Source organism: Micromonospora sp. WMMB482, from assembly GCF_019038635.1.
Taxonomy (GTDB): domain Bacteria; phylum Actinomycetota; class Actinomycetes; order Mycobacteriales; family Micromonosporaceae; genus Micromonospora; species Micromonospora marina.
Genome location: NZ_JAHOPD010000020.1, coordinates 3,902,269 through 3,918,453 on the forward strand (window position 1 = coordinate 3,902,269; position 16,185 = coordinate 3,918,453).

16 protein-coding genes are annotated in these 16,185 nt (G+C 72.6%); 13 read left to right on the forward strand and 3 right to left on the reverse strand.

What is annotated here, in order from left to right; all coding sequences use genetic code 11:
• Positions 1 to 226: 226 nt before the first annotated feature.
• The 7 genes from rpsB to KSK32_RS19625 all read left to right on the forward strand — a co-directional run bounded on the left by rpsB (position 227) and on the right by KSK32_RS19625 (position 7,694).
• Entirely contained in the window at positions 227 to 1,093 is an 867-nt protein-coding gene (gene rpsB, locus KSK32_RS19595; RefSeq protein ID WP_216932513.1) for a 30S ribosomal protein S2, read from the forward strand.
• A 127-nt stretch (positions 1,094 to 1,220) separates the two neighbouring features.
• A complete protein-coding gene (tsf, locus tag KSK32_RS19600; protein WP_018786349.1) occupies positions 1,221 to 2,048 on the forward strand; it encodes a translation elongation factor Ts in 828 nt (275 codons plus the stop codon).
• A 157-nt stretch (positions 2,049 to 2,205) separates the two neighbouring features.
• Positions 2,206 to 2,973, forward strand: coding sequence for a UMP kinase (gene pyrH, locus KSK32_RS19605; protein ID WP_216932514.1), 768 nt, complete (start codon positions 2,206 to 2,208; stop codon positions 2,971 to 2,973).
• Between the two features lie 86 nt (positions 2,974 to 3,059).
• Complete coding sequence (gene frr, locus KSK32_RS19610) at positions 3,060 to 3,617, forward strand: ribosome recycling factor (RefSeq protein WP_216932515.1); 558 nt, start codon at positions 3,060 to 3,062, stop codon at positions 3,615 to 3,617.
• A 255-nt stretch (positions 3,618 to 3,872) separates the two neighbouring features.
• Positions 3,873 to 5,177: a phosphatidate cytidylyltransferase gene (locus tag KSK32_RS19615; RefSeq protein ID WP_216932516.1), complete on the forward strand. Its 1,305-nt coding sequence runs from the start codon at positions 3,873 to 3,875 to the stop codon at positions 5,175 to 5,177.
• A 104-nt stretch (positions 5,178 to 5,281) separates the two neighbouring features.
• Positions 5,282 to 6,427, forward strand: coding sequence for a 23S rRNA (adenine(2503)-C(2))-methyltransferase RlmN (gene rlmN, locus KSK32_RS19620; protein WP_216932517.1), 1,146 nt, complete (start codon positions 5,282 to 5,284; stop codon positions 6,425 to 6,427).
• 22 nt (positions 6,428 to 6,449) lie between these two features.
• On the forward strand, positions 6,450 to 7,694 hold the full coding sequence (locus KSK32_RS19625) for a DivIVA domain-containing protein (protein ID WP_216932518.1): 1,245 nt from the start codon (positions 6,450 to 6,452) through the stop codon (positions 7,692 to 7,694).
• Positions 7,695 to 7,773: 79 nt separating this feature from the next.
• Here the strand turns inward: KSK32_RS19625 and KSK32_RS19630 are convergent, their stop codons facing one another.
• Positions 7,774 to 7,998 carry a hypothetical protein gene (locus KSK32_RS19630; protein WP_081635946.1) on the reverse strand — a complete coding sequence of 75 codons (225 nt, stop codon included), beginning with the start codon at positions 7,996 to 7,998 and terminating at the stop codon, positions 7,774 to 7,776.
• Positions 7,999 to 8,247: 249 nt separating this feature from the next.
• Here KSK32_RS19630 and KSK32_RS19635 point away from each other — a divergent pair, with 249 nt between their 5' ends.
• Together KSK32_RS19635 and KSK32_RS19640 are read left to right on the forward strand one after the other, a co-directional pair.
• The gene (locus tag KSK32_RS19635) at positions 8,248 to 9,828 is read left to right on the forward strand and encodes a Rieske 2Fe-2S domain-containing protein (RefSeq protein WP_216932519.1); all 1,581 of its coding nucleotides are present in this window, start codon (positions 8,248 to 8,250) and stop codon (positions 9,826 to 9,828) included.
• Positions 9,829 to 9,935: 107 nt separating this feature from the next.
• Complete coding sequence (locus tag KSK32_RS19640) at positions 9,936 to 10,574, forward strand: TMEM175 family protein (RefSeq protein ID WP_216936226.1); 639 nt, start codon at positions 9,936 to 9,938, stop codon at positions 10,572 to 10,574.
• Positions 10,575 to 10,642: 68 nt separating this feature from the next.
• Here the strand turns inward: KSK32_RS19640 and KSK32_RS19645 are convergent, their stop codons facing one another.
• Positions 10,643 to 12,238 (reverse strand): NAD(P)/FAD-dependent oxidoreductase, encoded by a 1,596-nt coding sequence (locus tag KSK32_RS19645; protein WP_216936228.1) that lies wholly within the window; start codon positions 12,236 to 12,238, stop codon positions 10,643 to 10,645.
• 182 nt (positions 12,239 to 12,420) lie between these two features.
• On the opposite strand from KSK32_RS19645, the gene KSK32_RS19650 reads away from it, so the two are divergent.
• Positions 12,421 to 12,840, forward strand: coding sequence for a 50S ribosomal protein L7/L12 (locus KSK32_RS19650; RefSeq protein WP_216932520.1), 420 nt, complete (start codon positions 12,421 to 12,423; stop codon positions 12,838 to 12,840).
• A 104-nt stretch (positions 12,841 to 12,944) separates the two neighbouring features.
• Positions 12,945 to 14,114, forward strand: a complete 1,170-nt coding sequence (locus tag KSK32_RS19655) for an alkaline phosphatase PhoX (protein WP_216932521.1) — start codon at positions 12,945 to 12,947, stop codon at positions 14,112 to 14,114.
• A 6-nt stretch (positions 14,115 to 14,120) separates the two neighbouring features.
• On the opposite strand, the gene KSK32_RS19660 is transcribed toward KSK32_RS19655, so the two are convergent.
• Positions 14,121 to 14,963 (reverse strand): YhjD/YihY/BrkB family envelope integrity protein, encoded by an 843-nt coding sequence (locus tag KSK32_RS19660; RefSeq protein ID WP_216932522.1) that lies wholly within the window; start codon positions 14,961 to 14,963, stop codon positions 14,121 to 14,123.
• A gap of 51 nt (positions 14,964 to 15,014) precedes the next feature.
• Here KSK32_RS19660 and KSK32_RS19665 point away from each other — a divergent pair, with 51 nt between their 5' ends.
• Both KSK32_RS19665 and KSK32_RS19670 read left to right on the forward strand, forming a co-directional pair.
• Positions 15,015 to 15,560 (forward strand): GNAT family N-acetyltransferase, encoded by a 546-nt coding sequence (locus KSK32_RS19665; protein ID WP_216932523.1) that lies wholly within the window; start codon positions 15,015 to 15,017, stop codon positions 15,558 to 15,560.
• Positions 15,561 to 15,658: 98 nt separating this feature from the next.
• Positions 15,659 to 16,075, forward strand: coding sequence for a Uma2 family endonuclease (locus tag KSK32_RS19670; protein ID WP_216932524.1), 417 nt, complete (start codon positions 15,659 to 15,661; stop codon positions 16,073 to 16,075).
• The last annotated feature ends 110 nt before the right edge of the window (positions 16,076 to 16,185 follow it).

A 16,185-nucleotide genomic window follows, 5' to 3' on the forward strand; every position in this document is an offset into this window, starting at 1 on the left:
GCCTTCCGCACCCGGGGGCCGGGCAGCGGAGAGGGCGCGTACACTGGTCGACTGGCGACCGCCTCGTGCGGTCGACCTCGCGTGCCCTCTCCACGGTCTCCTCCGTGGGGCGACGGCCTCCCTGGTCCCGGTCTGATCACCGGGCCCACCCTGGCCGGCGACCGGGCGCCAGGCGTCCGGCCGCCGGCTGGACGGACAACCAGGGACAACGTAGGAGTAACCCACCATGGCCGTCGTGACCATGCGTCAGCTGCTGGAAAGCGGTGTGCACTTCGGGCACCAGACCCGGCGCTGGAACCCGAAGATGAAGCGCTTCATCTTCACCGAGCGCAACGGTATCTACATCATCGACCTGCGCCAGACGCTCGACTACATCGAGAAGGCGTACGAGTTCGTCCGCACCACCGTCGCCGGTGGCGGCAGCATCCTGTTCGTCGGCACCAAGAAGCAGGCCCAGGAGGCCATCGCCGAGCAGGCGACCCGGGTCGGCCAGCCGTACGTCAACCACCGCTGGCTCGGTGGCATGCTGACCAACTTCCAGACCGTGTACAAGCGGCTGCAGCGGATGAAGGAGCTGGAGGCCCTGGGTGACCTGAGCGGCACCGCCGCCGGTTACACCAAGAAGGAGACGCTCCAGCTCTCCCGCGAGAAGATCAAGCTCACCAAGACCCTCGGTGGTCTGCGGGACATGCAGAAGCTCCCGGCCGCGGTGTGGATCGTCGACACCAAGAAGGAGCACATCGCCGTCGACGAGGCCCGCAAGCTGGGCATCCCGGTGATCGCGGTGCTCGACACCAACTGCGACCCGGACGAGGTCGACTTCCCGATCCCGGGCAACGACGACGCCATCCGCTCGGCCGAGCTGCTGACCAAGGTCGTCGCCGCCGCCGTCGCCGACGGTCTGATCGCCCGTTCCGGCCGTAACCGGGGCGCGGACGAGAAGCCCGAGGCCGGCCAGGTCGGTGCCGACGAGCCGCTGGCCGAGTGGGAGCGCGAGCTGCTCGAGGAGCCGAAGAAGGCCGACGAGCAGCCCGCCGCCGCCGAGCAGGCCGCGCCGGCCGCCGAGCAGCCGGCGACCGCCTCCGCGGAGTGATCTCGCCGTCGCGTCCCCACCGCCGGCGGTTCCCGGCGGTGGGGCGCGACGGGTACGCCGGGCAGAACCGGCCCGGAACCGGGTAACCAGCACCCCAGACCACCTCACTGACACCGAAGAGAGAGTCATGTCCAACTTCACCGCCGCGGACGTCAAGAAGCTCCGCGACCTCACCGGCGCCGGCATGATGGACTCCAAGAAGGCGCTGACCGAGGCCGAGGGCGACTTCGACAAGGCCGTCGAGATCCTGCGCGTCAAGGGTGCCAAGGACGTCGGCAAGCGGGCCGGGCGCACCGCCGCCAACGGCCTGATCGCCCACTCCGGCCAGGCGCTGCTCGAGCTCAACTGCGAGACCGACTTCGTCGCCAAGAACGACGCCTTCATCGCGCTGGCCCAGCAGCTCGTCGAGCACGGCGTGGCCAGCGGCGCCACCAACGCCGAGGAGCTGCTCGCCAGCAGCATCGACGGCAAGAGCGTGGCCGACCTGATCCAGGAGCAGTCCGCCAAGATCGGCGAGAAGCTGGTGCTCAACCGCTTCGCCAAGCTGGACGGCACCACCGCCGTCTACATGCACCGCAAGAGCCAGGACCTGCCCCCGGCGGTCGGCGTGCTGGTCGAGTTCGCCGGCAAGACGGACGAGGCGGCTGACGCCGACGCCCGCGCCGTGGCCATGCAGATCGCCGCGATGCGGCCGAAGTACCTCACCCGCGACGAGGTGCCGGCCGAGACCGTCGAGTCCGAGCGGCGCATCGCCGAGCAGACCGCCCGCGAGGAGAACAAGCCCGAGGCGGCGCTGCCGAAGATCGTCGAGGGCCGGGTCAACGCCTTCTTCAAGGACTTCGTCCTGCTGGAGCAGGCGTCGGTCGCCGACAACAAGAAGACCGTCAAGCAGGTGCTGGCCGACGCCGGCATCGAGGTGACCCGCTTCCTGCGGTTCGAGGTCGGCCAGGCCTGAGCCGCCGCACCGGGCCGTCCGGCCCGGGCACAGGGGAGAACGTCGACGAGGAGGCCGCCGGTGTACGCGACAGGCACCGCGGCCTCCTCGTCACATAGGGTCGGCAGGGGCACGTACGCGACGCTCGCGCGATGCGCGGGGAGAAGGGGCGGGGCGGATGACGCAGGTTGTGAGTGACCGGAGCCTGGCGGTGGAGGATCCGACCGCCCCTCCGCCCGGTCGGTCCCGCCGGGTGGTGCTGAAGCTCTCCGGTGAGGTCTTCGGCGGCGGCGCGATCGGCGTTGACCCCGACGTCGTGCAGGGCATCGCCCGCCAGATCGCCACAGTGGTACGCCGTGGCGTGCAGGTGTCAGTGGTGGTCGGCGGCGGCAACTTCTTCCGCGGCGCCGAGCTGCAGAAGCGCGGCATGGACCGCGCCCGCGCCGACTACATGGGCATGCTCGGCACGGTCATGAACTGCCTGGCCCTCCAGGACTTCCTGGAGAAGGAGGGCATCGAGACCCGGGTGCAGAGCGCGATCACGATGGCCCAGGTCGCCGAGCCGTACATCCCGCTGCGCGCGATCCGCCACCTGGAGAAGGGCCGCGTGGTCATCTTCGGCGCGGGCGCCGGCATGCCGTACTTCTCCACCGACACGGTGGCCGCCCAGCGGGCGCTGGAGATCCGCGCGGACGTGGTGCTGATGAGCAAGAACGGCGTGGACGCGGTCTACACCGCCGACCCCCGGATCGACCCGACCGCGAGCAAGCTCGACTCGATCACCTTCTCCGAGGTGCTGCGCCGTAACCTGCGGGTGGCCGACGCCGCCGCGTTCAGCCTCTGCATGGAGAACGGCCTGCCGATGCTGGTCTTCGGCGCCCAGGGCGACGACACCATCGTCCGGGCCGTCGGGGGCGAGAAGATCGGCACCCTGATCACCGCCTGACCGGCCCGCCGGACCGGCAGCGGTCCCTCTGCCACGGCAGCACCCGCACCACACACGACGAGCGACAGAAGGAGGCGAGGAGACCGGTGATCGACGACACCCTCCTCGAGGCGGAGGAGAAGATGGAGCGTGCCATCGAGCACGCCAAGGAGGAGTTCGGCGGCATCCGTACCGGACGCGCCAACGCCGCCATGTTCTCCCGGATCGTCATCGACTACTACGGCAGCCCGACCCCGCTGCCGCAGATGGCGTCCATCGCGGTGCCCGAGCCGCGCATGGTGATCATCAAGCCGTACGACAACTCGCAGCTGGGCGCCATGGAGAAGGCGATCCGCGACTCGGACCTCGGGGCCAACCCGAACAACGAGGGCAACCAGCTCCGCATCGTCCTGCCGCAGATGACCGAGGAGCGGCGCCGCGACATGATCAAGGTCGCCCGGCAGAAGGGCGAGGAGGCCAAGGTCGCCGTCCGCAACATCCGCCGCAAGGCCAAGGAGGAGCTGGACCGCCTGGTCAAGGACGGCGAGGTCGGCGAGGACGAGGGCCGGCGCGCGGAGAAGGAGCTGGACGACCTGACCCAGCGCTTCGTCGCGGCCGTCGACGAGCTGGTCAAGCACAAGGAGAGCGAGCTGCTCGAGGTCTGAGCACGCGCGTACCCCGCACGGCACCGCGCCGCCGTCGCCCGTCCGGGCGGCGGCCCGGTGCCGTCGTCGTGCCCGGCGGCGCACCACCCTCGGCGCTGCGGCGGGTGCAGTAGGCTCGGCACGATTCCCGACCACCACGGGGTGAACGGCGGGAGTCGCCCGGCCCTCGGTCGGTAAACAGGAAGTCTCACGCCGGTAGGGGATGGTCTTGGTCTTGCGTCATGTGGTGGCTCTCGTACCGGCTGCCGGTGCGTGATGTCCCACCCCGACCCCTACGGCAACACCGAGCCGCGTGGCTGGGAGCGCCCGGCCGCCCCGGCCCTGCCCTGGCCGGACACCGATCTGGAGCCCGGCCCCTGGCGGCCCGGCCCGGCCGCGCACACCCACCCCGCCGAGCCGGACACCTACGCGCGTCCCGGGGCACGCCCGGACGCGTACGCCGGTCCGGACACCTACGCCGGGCCGTACCCGACGACCTCGCGGCACCACGACGGCCCGGGCCGGTACGACGGACCGCCCGCCGGCGAGCGCGGCGGGGCGGAGCACCATGGCCCGTGGGGTGAGCCCGCCCGCGACGACGAGTACCCGACCGCGCAGATCGCGCCGGTGCGGGACGAGCCCACCGACCAGATCCCGGCGGTAGGCGACGAACCGGCGCCCGCGCCCGAGTCGCCGGCCGGCCGGCGCGGGCCGGGACGGCGACGGGCGACCGCGGAGCGTCCGCCGACCACCGCGCCGAAGGCGTCCCGGGCGGGGCGCAACCTGCCGGCCGCGATCGGCGTCGGGGTGGCTCTCGGCGCGGCGGTCGTGGTGCCGCTGTTCTTCTTCATGCCCGCGTTCCTCGCCGTGCTGGCGACCGCTGTGGGGATCGGCATCTGGGAGATGGCCCGCGCGGTACGCCGCAGCGGCGCCCACCCGCCGCTGGCGCCGCTCGTCGCCGGTGGCGTGATCACCGTGGGCCTGGCCTGGTACGCGGGCCCCGACGCGCTCTGCCTCGGGCTGCTGGTCACGGTGCTGGGCACGATGATCTGGCGGCTGGGCGACGGGCCCGGCAACTACCAGCGCGACCTGACCGCGGCCACCCTGATCGCGGTGTACGTGCCGTTCCTCGCCGGGTTCGCGGCCATGCTCGCTGCGGCGCCCGACGACGGGCACCTGCGGGTGCTGGTGACGCTGGCGGCGGTGGTGCTCTCCGACACCGGCGGGTACGCCGCGGGCGTGTCGTTCGGCAAGCACCCGATGGCGCCCACGATCAGCCCGAAGAAGTCCTGGGAGGGCTTCGCCGGTTCGGTGACGGCCGCGGCGGCGGGCAGCGCGGCGCTGCTGTGGGCGCTGTTCGACGTGGCCCCCTGGTGGGGGGCGCTGTTCGGGATGGCGATCTCGGTCTCGGCGGTGCTCGGTGACCTCGCCGAGTCGATGATCAAGCGGGATCTCGGCGTCAAGGACATGAGCAACCTGCTACCGGGGCACGGCGGCCTGATGGACCGGCTCGACTCGATCCTGTTCGCCGTGCCGGCGGCGTACCTGCTGCTCGCCGTCCTCGTCCCGGTGGTGAGCTGAGGCATGCGTCACGGCGGCGACCTGCTGCGGGCCGGGTGGCCGGGGGCGATTCGACACGTACGGCCGGGTGCGTCCGGCCGGGAGCGTGTCAGACTGGACGCGCCATGACGAGTCTCCCGCTGATCTCCGTAGACCCCGACGCCCGCGGCCGTCGGCCCGCGATGCCTCCCCGCCACCTCGCCGACCTGGACCTGCCGGGCCGGCAGGCGCTCGTCACCGAGCTGGGTGAGCCCGCGTTCCGCGCCAAGCAGGTCTCCAACCACTACTTCGGCCGCCTGGTGCGCGACCCGGAGCGGATGACCGACCTGCCGGCGGCGGCCCGGGAGCGGCTGGCGGGTGAGCTGCTGCCCACGCTGCTGACCCCGGTCCGCGAGCTGGCCTGCGACGACGGCGCGACCCGAAAGGCGCTCTGGCGGCTGCACGACGGCTCGCTGGTGGAGAGCGTGCTGATGGGCTACCCGGACCGGGTGACCGTATGCATCTCCAGCCAGGCCGGCTGTGGCATGGCGTGCCCGTTCTGCGCCACCGGCCAGGCCGGGCTGACCCGCAACCTGTCCACCGCCGAGATCGTCGACCAGGCGGTCTACCTGGCCGGGGTGGCCGCCTCCGGCGCGGTGGCCGGCTCGCCGCCGAGGCTGTCGCACGTGGTGTTCATGGGCATGGGCGAGCCGCTCGCCAACTACTCGCGGGTGGTGGCGGCGATCCGCCGGCTGGTGGCACCGGCGCCGGAGGGGCTGGGCCTGTCGCAGCGGCACATCACCGTCTCGACTGTCGGTCTGGTGCCGGCGATCCGCCGACTGGCCAGCGAAGACCTCTCGGTGACCCTTGCGTTGTCGCTGCATGCCCCCGATGATGAGCTGCGCGACGAACTCGTCCCGGTCAACCAGCGCTGGAAGGTGTCCGAGGTGCTGGACGCGGCGTGGGACTACGCGGCCACGACGGGGCGTCGCGTGTCCATCGAATACGCGATGATCAAGGACGTGAACGATCAGCCGTGGAGAGCCGATCTGCTCGGGCGGCTACTGGCCGGCAAGCTGGCCCACGTGAACCTGATCCCGCTCAACCCGACTCCGGGCAGCCGCTGGGACGCCAGCCCGAAGCCGGTCGAGCGGGAGTTCGTCCGGCGGTTGCGCGACGCCGGGGTGTCGACAACGGTGCGCGACACCCGGGGACGCGAGATCGACGGGGCCTGTGGGCAGCTCGCCGCCGCCGCGGACACGGACGGCGACTCACGCGCGGCAACGGCGTAGCGGTACGAGACCAGGAGACATAGTGGCGAGTCAGGGTCAGCGTTTCCGGCGTAAGGCGCTCCGCCGGGGCTACAAGGTCGACGAGGTCGACGCCTTCCTGGACCGGGTCGAGGCGACACTCGACGGCCAGCCGGTCGGCGCGCCCGTGGCCTCCCAGGAGGTCCACGACGTCGTCTTCCGGGTCCGGTTCAACGGCTACGACGAGTGGCAGGTCGACCTGCACCTCGACCGGGTCGAGCGGCAACTCGCCGAGCTGGAGGAGCGCGGTGGCGCACCGGCCGGGCGCGGTGGCGATCCCCGGATGGCCGACCGGCTCGGCCCGCCGATGCGCGACGACCGGGGCATGTCGCCGGTCCCGCAGCCGCCGATGCCGCCCCGGCAGATGCCCGCCCAGCCCGGCCCGCCCGCCGACCGCTACGGCAACCGCTACGACGAGCCGACCGGCGCGTTCGCCGGTGGCTACGACGGTCCGCGCGGTGGCTACGACGGTCCCCGCGGCCCGGGGGGCCCCGGCCCGATGGGCCCGGGCGCACCGATGGGGCACGGCGGCCCGCCCCCGCGCGGCCTGCCGCCCGGCCCCGGTGGCTACGGCCAGGACGGCGGTCCCGGTGGGTACGGCCAGGACAGCGGTCCCGGTGGCTACGGCCCGCCGGACAGTGGCCCGGGTGGTTACGGTCCGCCGGACAGCGGCCCCGGTGGGTACGGCCAGGAGGAGCGGTTCGACGGGTTCGAGGCCGGTCGGCGCGGGCGTGCCGACATGACCGCCGAGATCCGCATGCCCGAGCGTGAGCTGCGTGGTCGTGGCCCCGGCGGTCCGCCGGCGCTGCCGCAGCAGGGCTACGGCGCGCCGGAGCCCGGCTACGGCCCGCCCGACCCGGGTTACGGCCCGCCGGACCAGGGCTACGGTCCGCCGGACCAGGGCTACGGCCCGGGCCCCTCGATGACCGGCCCGCCGCTCGTGGGTCCGCCGGTCGCCGGTCCGCCGATGGTGGGACCGCCGATGGCCGGCCCGCCCGGCAGCGACCTGCACCGGGTCGACCAGATCCGCCGCAGCTTCCAGGTCCGCCGGTTCGGCAGCGGGTACGACCCGGACCAGGTCGACCGGTTCTTCGAGACGCTGCTCGGCGGCATGCAGGGGCGCAACGCGATGCCGGTGAACCCGAAGGAACTCGACACGCTGCGCTTCGGGCTGGTGCCCGGCGGCTACTTCGAGGCCGAGGTCGACGCCGCGCTCAAGGACGTGCAGGACATCCTGCTCGGCCGCTGACCCCGGCCGCGAGACGACGAAGGGCCCGCCCCCTCACCAGGGGGGCGGGCCCTTCGCGCACCACCGTGGGCGCCGCGCGTCAGGACCGCAGGCCGTTGCGGCGCAGCACGGCGTCGCCGATGACGATGGCGATCAGCAGTCCGGCGATCCCGAACAGCCAGATGTGCTCCACCCGGCCCTCCTCGATCCCGCAGAACGCCATCAGAACCAAGGCCAACGCCGACAGCACCGCACCGATCCGTCCGGACTTGCGGTGTCCGGGCTTGTGCTGATCTGGCGCGGTTACCGGCTCGTCTCCTGCCACTGTCGGTCCTTCCCTCGCGATCGGATCTCCGATCAGTCTGGCACGCCCCCAACCGGGCCCGGCGCAGGGTCCGGCCTCCGGTGCCGGGGACGACCCGGGCGGGCGACAGCAGGCGGGCCCGCCCGGCCCGGGTCGATGGTCCCGTACCGGTCGGGGCGGATGACCACTACCGGCGTCGCGGGACGGCGAGCACACTGCCTCCGGTAGCGTCTTGACGTACACCTTGATGCCTTTTTGAGGAGGACTGCGGTGCGAGTGACCGGTACGGGGCATGCCAGCATGCGGATCGACACGCCCGCGGGCAGCATCCTGTGCGACCCGTGGGTCAACCCCGCCTACTTCGCCTCGTGGTTCCCCTTTCCGGACAACTCGCTGCTCGACTGGGCGACTCTCGGCCAGGTCGACTACCTGTACGTGTCGCACCTGCACCGGGACCACTTCGACGCGAAGCACCTGCGTGACTTCGTGTCGAAGGACGCCACCGTTCTGCTGCCCGAGTTCCCCACCTCGGAGATGGAGGACGAGTTCCGGGAGCTGGGCTTCACCAAGTTCCTCAAGGCCCCGAACGAGCAGGTGGTGGAGCTGCCCGGCGGTCTGAAGATCATGATCCAGGCGCTGACCAGCCCGACCGACGGCCCGATCGGCGACTCCTCGCTCTGGGTCGAGTACGACGGCGTGCGGCTGCTCAACCAGAACGACGCCCGCCCGACCGACCTCAGCGTGTTCGCCGAGCTGGGCCACGTGCACGCGCACATGCTCCAGTTCTCCGGCGCGATCTGGTACCCGATGGTCTACGAGCTGCCGCAGGCGGCGAAGACCGCGTTCGGCAAGCAGAAGCGGGACCGGCAGTTCGACCGCACCTGGCGCTACATCGACGACCTGAAGGCCGACCACGTCTTCCCGATCGCCGGCCCGCCGTGCTTCCTCGACGACGAGCTGTGGCAGTTCAACGACATCTTCGGCGACGAGGGCAACATCTTCCCCGACCAGTCGGTGTTTCTGGCCGAGTACGCGAAGGTCGGCGGCACCAACGGCATCGTCCTGCTGCCGGGCAGCGTCGCCGAGGTCACCACCGAGGGCGCGACGACCACCCACCCGGTGCCGGTGGAGGAGTTCTTCGCGAACAAGGTCGCCCACCTGGAGGAGATGCGGGAGCGCAAGCGCCCGGTCATCGAGGCCGAGAAGGCGTCCTGGCGGCACCCCGAGGTCGACGTGCTGGGCGAGATGAAGCGCCGGATCGAGCCGCTGCTGGACGAGTCGATCTACCTGGCCAAGGGCGTCGGCGGTCCGGTCCGCTTCGACCTGGTCGGCTACGACGGCGCCGAGGTCGAATCAATCGTGGTGGACTTCCCCGGCAAGGAGGTCCGGCCGTACGCGGACGAGAAGGTCCGCTACCGGTTCCGCACCGAGCGGGCGCTGATCGAGCACCTGCTGCACATCGGCGAGGTGGACTGGGTCAACTCCCTCTTCCTCTCCTGCCGTTTCTCCGCCGCCCGCATCGGCCAGTACAACGAGTTCGTCTACGCCTTCTTCAAGTGCCTGTCCGAGGAGCGCCTCCAGTACGCCGAGGGCTGGTACGACGAGCACGAGCGGGCGGTCGACGCCGAGGACATCACGCTCGACGGCTGGGTGGTGCAGCGGCGCTGCCCGCACCTGAAGGCGGACCTGAGCCGGTTCGGCATCGTCGACGGCGACCAGCTCACCTGCCAGCTGCACGGCTGGAAGTTCGACCTGGCCAGCGGGCGCTGCCTGACCAGCGTCGGGCACAAGATCCGCGCGCACCGCGCCGACGCGGAGAACCCGGCGCCGGCCGGAGAAGCGGCCATCTGACGGTTTCGCCCCGTCCGCCGCCCCCGCCACGCGACCATCGGTCGTGAGGGGGCGGCGTGACGGGTGCGGACAGGGAACCGGCGTACCGGTTCGGGCGCGGCAACGAGATGGCGCGCGACGCCTCCCGGGTGGAGGCGTTCAGCGACGCGGTGATCGCCATCGTGCTCACCCTGATGGCCGTCGAGCTGCTGTCGTTCAGCCCGAACACCCCGCAGGACGACGGGCTGCCGGCCGCGCTGCTGCACGAGTGGCGCGCCTACCTGGCGTACGTGATCACCTTCGCCATCGTCGGTCAGGTCTGGCTGACCCACCACAACATGTGGCGTTACGTCCGCCGGGTCGACCAGATGCTGCTGGTGCTGAACCTGCTGCTGCTGATGTTCGTGGCGGCGATCCCGTTCACCGCCGACCTGCTGGCGGACAACCTGCGCGGCACCGTCGGTGACCAGCGGCTGACCGCCGCGCTGTACGCGGGCGTGGTGCTCGGTGAGGCGCTGTTCTTCAACCTGAGCTGGTGGTGGGCGCGCCGCCGCGGGCTGCTGCAACCGGGCCTGGACCCGAGGCTGGCGCGGGCGGTGGCGCGCCGGTTCCGCGTCGGTCCGCTGCTGTACCTGGTCGCGTTCGCGATCGTGTTCGTCGACCCGGTGCTCAGCCTGCTGGCGTACCTGCTGCTGGTCGGCGTCTACCTGGTGCGTGGGCCGGGCGACCTTCCGCCCGCGGGCCAGGAGTCGCCCGAGACACCGTGAGCGGCTGTTGAGGCGGTTGTTAAGAAGGGGCCCTTCCTCTACCGGAGGCGTTAAGAGGGGGCCCTTCCTTACAGGTCGGCGAGGATGCGCCGGGCTGCGTTGTGCCCGGCCGCGCCGATCACGCTGCCTGCCGGGTGGCAGCCGGCGCTGCCCGCGTACACGCCGTCCACCCCCGTCGCGTACGGCATCCGGTCGGTGAACGACACGGTGTTGTCGACGTGGTGGATGTGCCCGCCGGTGATGCCGAAGTGCGCCTCGATGCCGGGCGGCGGCAGCGGCACCGCGTCCGCGACCAGGTCACCGGCGCCCGGGGCGTACCGCTCGCAGATCGCGATCAGCCGCTCCACGTAGCGGGGCAGCGCCGCGTCCCAGGTGGTGCCGGCCGGCTCGTAGGGGACCGACTGCACGAACAGCGCCGACGAGTGGTGGCCCGCCTCGTCGGACAGTGACGGGTCGACTGTGGTGTGCAGGTACCACTCGATGGTCGGCTCGTCCGGCAGCCGCCCGGCCCGCACGTCCGCCCACATGCCGCGCAGCGCCGCCATCGGCGACTCGCCGCCGTCGCCGACCAGCGAGGCCGAGCCGGGCAGCAGGTGGATGGTCGAGCCGAACGGGCTCGGCGCGTCGTCAGGCAGGCAGGAGAAGCGCGGCAGCCCGGTCAGCGCCAGGTTGAGCTTGAGCGTGGTGCCGGGGCGGCGGACCGCCGCCATCCGTGCGCCCAGCTCCGCCGGGAGCGCGCCGTCGGGCAGCAGCTCCATCAGCCGGTACGGGTCGCAGGCGCCGAGCACCACCGGGGCGTCCACCTCCCGGCCGCCGGCGAGCGTCACCCCGGCCGCGGCGCCGGAGGCCAGCCGGATCCCGGTGACCGGCGCGTCGGCGACGATCCGCGCCCCGGCGCGCTCGGCGGCCTCGGCGAACGTGCGGGACACGGTGCCCATGCCGCCCCGGGTGATCATCCAGGTGCCGTCGGCGCCCGGCAGCCGGCACATGTTGTGCACCAGGAAGTTGTGGCCCGTTCCGGGGTCGTCCGGGCCGGCGTTGAGCCCGGACAGGCCGTCGGTGACCGCGTACATGCTGACCAGCAGCTCGGAACGGAAGTCGAAGCGGGCCAGGTGGTCGGCCACCGAGCCGCGTACCAGGTCGGCGAAGACCTGCCGAAGCGCGGGCCGCACGTAGCGTTCCGCGGTCTCCTCGACCGGCATCGGCTCGGCCAGCCACGCCGGGGCGAGATCCTCCCGCAGCTGGGCCAGCTCGGCGTGCAGCGCGTCGTCGGCGGCGACGTCGGCGGGGGAGAACATCTCCGCGAGCTGCCGCCGGCCGGCGGCGACGTCGCTGCCGGCCAGCAGGTACGGCGAGCCGAGCCCGCCCGGGGTGGGCAGGAAGTAGTGCGGGTCGCGGCGCAGCACCGGGATGGTCACGTCGAGCGTGGCCAGCAGCTCCGGCGGCATCAGCCCGAGCAGGTACGACCCGGTGGAGTGACGCAGCCCGGGCACCTTCGGGAACGGGTTCTCGGTGCGGGTCGCCCCGCCGATCACGCCGGATGCCTCCAGCACCAGCACGTCCAGGCCGGCGCGGGCCAGTAGGATCGCCGAGACCAGGCCGTTGTGCCCGGCGCCGACGATCACGACGTCGGCGCGGGACGGAAGCTCACTCGCGCCGCTCATGCTGTGCCGGCTGGGCATGCGCTCACGGCCCTCGCTTCGCTCGGTGCGTTCGCTCATGCTGTGCGGGCTGGGCATGCGCTCACGGCCCTCGCTTCGCTCGGTGCGTTCGCTCATGCTCGCGCAGCCTATCCGCGGCCGGGCCCCGGCGGGAGGGTTCGCGGCGGGGCGCTACCGTTCCGGGCATGTCCCCGGCTGTCCAGATCGCGCTCGCGGTGACGCTCGTCGTGGCGGTGCTCCTCCTCGTGCTCGCGCTGCGGCGCGACCGTCCCCGGGACCTGGTCGCCCCTGATCGCCCGGCCGGCGACGGGCAGGCCGAGGTGCTCCGGCTGGCCCGCGCGGGGCGTACGGTCGAGGCGGTCAAGGTGCTCCGCCAACAGACCGGGCTGTCGCTGCTGGACGCGAAGCGGGCGGTGGACGCGCTGGCGGCCGGCGGATCCTGGTCTTCCGGCGCCCCCGTGCCGGGACGGGGCGTCGACGACGCGGTGCGGGCCGAGGCCGCGCGGCTGCTGCACCGGGGCCGGAAGATCCAGGCGATCAAGGTGGTGCGGGAGCACACGTCGATGTCGCTCGCCGACGCCAAGCGGTACGTCGAGGGGCTCTGACGCCGGACGGCCGTCACCGGGCGTTCACCCTATAGTGGCAGTTGTCGATGCTTTTCCGTCCTACCGTCGACGGGACACCCACCGCCTCCGGGAGGTAATCCCCGATGGATCGTCGTACCGTCCTGCGCGTCACCGCCGCCGGTGGCGCCGCCGCTTTCGCCGGTGGTCTCTGGGCCGCCGCAGCCGCCCCGGCCCAGCCCGCCCAGCCCGGCCCCGGCCCGTACGGCGACCTGCTGGCCGCCGACGCCAACGGCCTCCAGTTGCCGGCCGGCTTCACCAGCCGGGTGATCGCGCGTTCCGGGCAGCGGGTCGCCGGCACCTCGTACACCTGGCACCCGGCGCCGGACGGCGGCGCCTGCTTCCCGTCCGGCGCCGGCTGGATCTACGTCTCCAACTCGGAGGTTCCGCTCATCGGCGGCGCCTCGGCGGTGCGATTCGCCGCCGACGGCGCCATCGCCGCCGCGTACCGGATCCTCGGCGGCACGAACGTCAACTGCGCGGGCGGGCCGACCCCGTGGGGGACGTGGCTGTCCTGCGAGGAGGTGCCGCTGGGCCGGGTCTTCGAGACCTGGCCCGAGGGCGGCCGGTCCGGCGAGGAGCGGACCCGGATGGGCCGCTTCAAGCACGAGGCGGCGGCCTGCGACCCGGTGCGGCGGGTGGTCTACCTGACCGAGGACGAGGGGGACGGCTGCTTCTACCGGTTCGTCCCGGACGCCTGGGGCGACCTGCGTACCGGCAAGGTCCAGGTGCTGTGCGCCCCGGACGGTCAGGTGACCGGGCCGGTGACCTGGCGGGACCTGCCGGACCGCGACGGGTTCCCGGTGCCCACCCGCTACCAGGTGGGCGCGGCGCAGACGTTCGACGGCGGCGAGGGCTGCTGGTACGCCGACGACACCTGCTGGTTCACCACCAAGGGCGACAACCGGGTGTGGGCGTACGACGCGGTGAACCAGCGGCTCGACCTCGCGTACGACGACTCGCTGGTGCCGGCCGGAGCCGCGCCGCTGACCGGCGTCGACAACATCACCGGCACCCCGGGCGGCGACCTCTACGTGGCCGAGGACGGCGGCAACATGGAGATCAACGTGATCACGCCGGCCGGTGTGGTGACCCCGTTCCTGCGGCTGCTCGGGCAGGCCGAGTCGGAGCTCACCGGGCCGGCGTTCTCCCCGGACGGCAGCCGCCTCTACTTCTCCTCGCAGCGCGGCACCAGCGGTTCCCGGGCCGGCACCGGGGGCATCACGTACGAGGTGCGTGGCCCCTTCCGGCGCTGACCGCCGTCAGGCGCGGGCCGCCTCCCGGGCGGCCCGCCACCGGCTCGCTGCCAGCGTGGCCGAGTAGCCGGACAGCACGATCACGTGGAACAGGTACAGCCAGAGCAGCACCGCCACGCCGCCGCCGATCTCGTCGAAGCCGCCGAACGGCACGCCCAGGTCCAGCGGCAGCGAGCAGAACAGCACGAAACCGTGCAGGAAGCCGGACAGGTTCGCCGCCGTGAACGAACCCAGGCCCACCGTGACGAGCCAGTCCGGGGAGGCCGGGCCGACCACCCGGAACACCCAGATCAGCACCGGCGTGAGCACCAGCCACACCGCCAGGAACGACAGCACCACGCCGAGCGCGCCGACCCAGCCGCCCTGGCGCACCAGCCGGGTGGTCATCGGCAGCCCGAGCAGGATCGACAGCAGCAGCGCCGGGGCCGGCGCCAGCAGCGGGAGCAGCAGCAGGCGGCCCCGCCAGCCGACCAGCGCGCCGGACTCGGCGCGCGGCTCGGCCACCGACACGAACGCGCGGCGCAGCCCTTCGCCGTACAGGGAGGCGGGCAGCAACGAGGCCAGTGCCAGCAGCGGGGTCAGCCCCAGCCCGGCCTCGACGAGCGCGGCCGCCGCCCGGTGCGCGCCGATCTCCGTGGGCAGCGTGTCGATCGCGTACCCGGTCAGCCGCCGTACCCGGTCCGCCCCGGCGAGCAGCCCGGTCAGCCAGATCGCCAGCAGCGCCACCGGCACCACGGCGATCGCGCTGTAGAAGGTGATCGCGGCGGCGTGCAGCGACAGGTCCCGGCCGCGGACCGGCCGGAACGCCGCAGCCGTGATCCGCTTGGTCCGCTCCCACCCGTCGCCCATCGCCCTCTCGTTCCCCGTACGACCCCGCGCCACGCATTACGATCCGGCGGCATGACGATCGCCACGACCGACCGGCTGGTGCTGCGGGACTGGACCGAGGCTCCCGACGACCTGGCCCGGATCTACGACATCTACTCCCGGGACGAGGTGATGCGCTGGCTGGGCGGCGGCAAGGGGCGGATGACCGACCCGTCCGAGGCGCTCGAACGGGTCCGGATGTGGCACGAACGCTGGGCGCCGTACGCCGGCCGCTGGGGTCTGTGGGCGATCGAGCCGCGCGACGGCGGACCGGCGGCCGGGAGCATCCTGCTCAAGCCGCTACCGGGACGCGACGGGGTCACCCTGACCGACGACATCGAGGTCGGCTGGCACCTGCACCCCGACGCCCAGGGCCGCGGCTACGCCACCGAGGCGGCCCGCGCGGTGCTGGCCCGCGAGTTCGCCACCGGCACCCCGAGGGTGTACGCGGTGGTGATGGCCGGGAACGACCCGTCGATGGCGGTGGCCCGGCGCCTCGGCATGACGCACGCAGGCATGCGCACCGACTGGTACGGCGGCGCCGAGCTGGAGACCTTCGTCCTGGAGCGCCCCGCCTGACCGTTCGGCGGAACTGCTCCCGCTCCGGCGATCATGAGGTTGGCGGCGACAAATCGGACCGCCGACGCCGCCAACCTCATGATCAACGGGGCCCAGTGGTGGGGACGGACAACGTGTGCGAGCAGGGTCGAGCGGGGCAGCCGGACCCCGGGATCAACCTGGTCTCCGGCAAGGATCTGTTCATCCCCGACATCGCCGTGCTGCGCTCCTCGGGCCGTGGTCGATCCGCTGCCGACATCGGCCAGGCTGTGCTCCTCGGTGAGATCCTGTCGCCCGGCAACCGGCGCAAGGGCGTGATCGACCGGCCGCAGGAGTACGCCGCCGCCGGGGTGCCCTACTTCCTCCGGGTCGACCTGCGTAACCGGGTGCCCGCGCTCGCCCTCGACGGACTGGTCGAGGGCGAGTACCGGCCGCTGGCCGCCGCGGCAGCCGGTACGACGTTCGTGATGCGGGAGCCGTTCGAGTTCAGCGTCGACCCGGCCGACCTGCTCGACGAGGAGGCGCCGCAGGCGTGATCGACACCAGTTCGCCGAAGTGGTGGCATCGCGGCGCCTGTGATGCCGCCACCTCGGCGAAGTGGAGTGGATCATGCCGCCGGGCACTCCGGGACGAACCGTGGTGGGGC

Bases quoted from the DNA above. Each gene is read 5' to 3' on its own strand.
- KSK32_RS19640 (WP_216936226.1), top strand. From the start codon at position 9,936: ATGGCGCGCGACGCCTCCCGGGTGGAGGCGTTCAGCGACGCGGTGATC.
- KSK32_RS19615 (WP_216932516.1), top strand. From the start codon at position 3,873: ATGTCCCACCCCGACCCCTACGGCAACACCGAGCCGCGTGGCTGGGAG.
- KSK32_RS19655 (WP_216932521.1), top strand. From the start codon at position 12,945: ATGGATCGTCGTACCGTCCTGCGCGTCACCGCCGCCGGTGGCGCCGCC.
- rpsB (WP_216932513.1), top strand. From the start codon at position 227: ATGGCCGTCGTGACCATGCGTCAGCTGCTGGAAAGCGGTGTGCACTTC.
- rlmN (WP_216932517.1), top strand. From the start codon at position 5,282: ATGACGAGTCTCCCGCTGATCTCCGTAGACCCCGACGCCCGCGGCCGT.
- KSK32_RS19665 (WP_216932523.1), top strand. From the start codon at position 15,015: ATGACGATCGCCACGACCGACCGGCTGGTGCTGCGGGACTGGACCGAG.
- KSK32_RS19645 (WP_216936228.1), bottom strand. From the start codon at position 12,238: ATGAGCGGCGCGAGTGAGCTTCCGTCCCGCGCCGACGTCGTGATCGTC.
- KSK32_RS19650 (WP_216932520.1), top strand. From the start codon at position 12,421: ATGTCCCCGGCTGTCCAGATCGCGCTCGCGGTGACGCTCGTCGTGGCG.
- pyrH (WP_216932514.1), top strand. From the start codon at position 2,206: ATGACGCAGGTTGTGAGTGACCGGAGCCTGGCGGTGGAGGATCCGACC.
- tsf (WP_018786349.1), top strand. From the start codon at position 1,221: ATGTCCAACTTCACCGCCGCGGACGTCAAGAAGCTCCGCGACCTCACC.
- KSK32_RS19660 (WP_216932522.1), bottom strand. From the start codon at position 14,963: ATGGGCGACGGGTGGGAGCGGACCAAGCGGATCACGGCTGCGGCGTTC.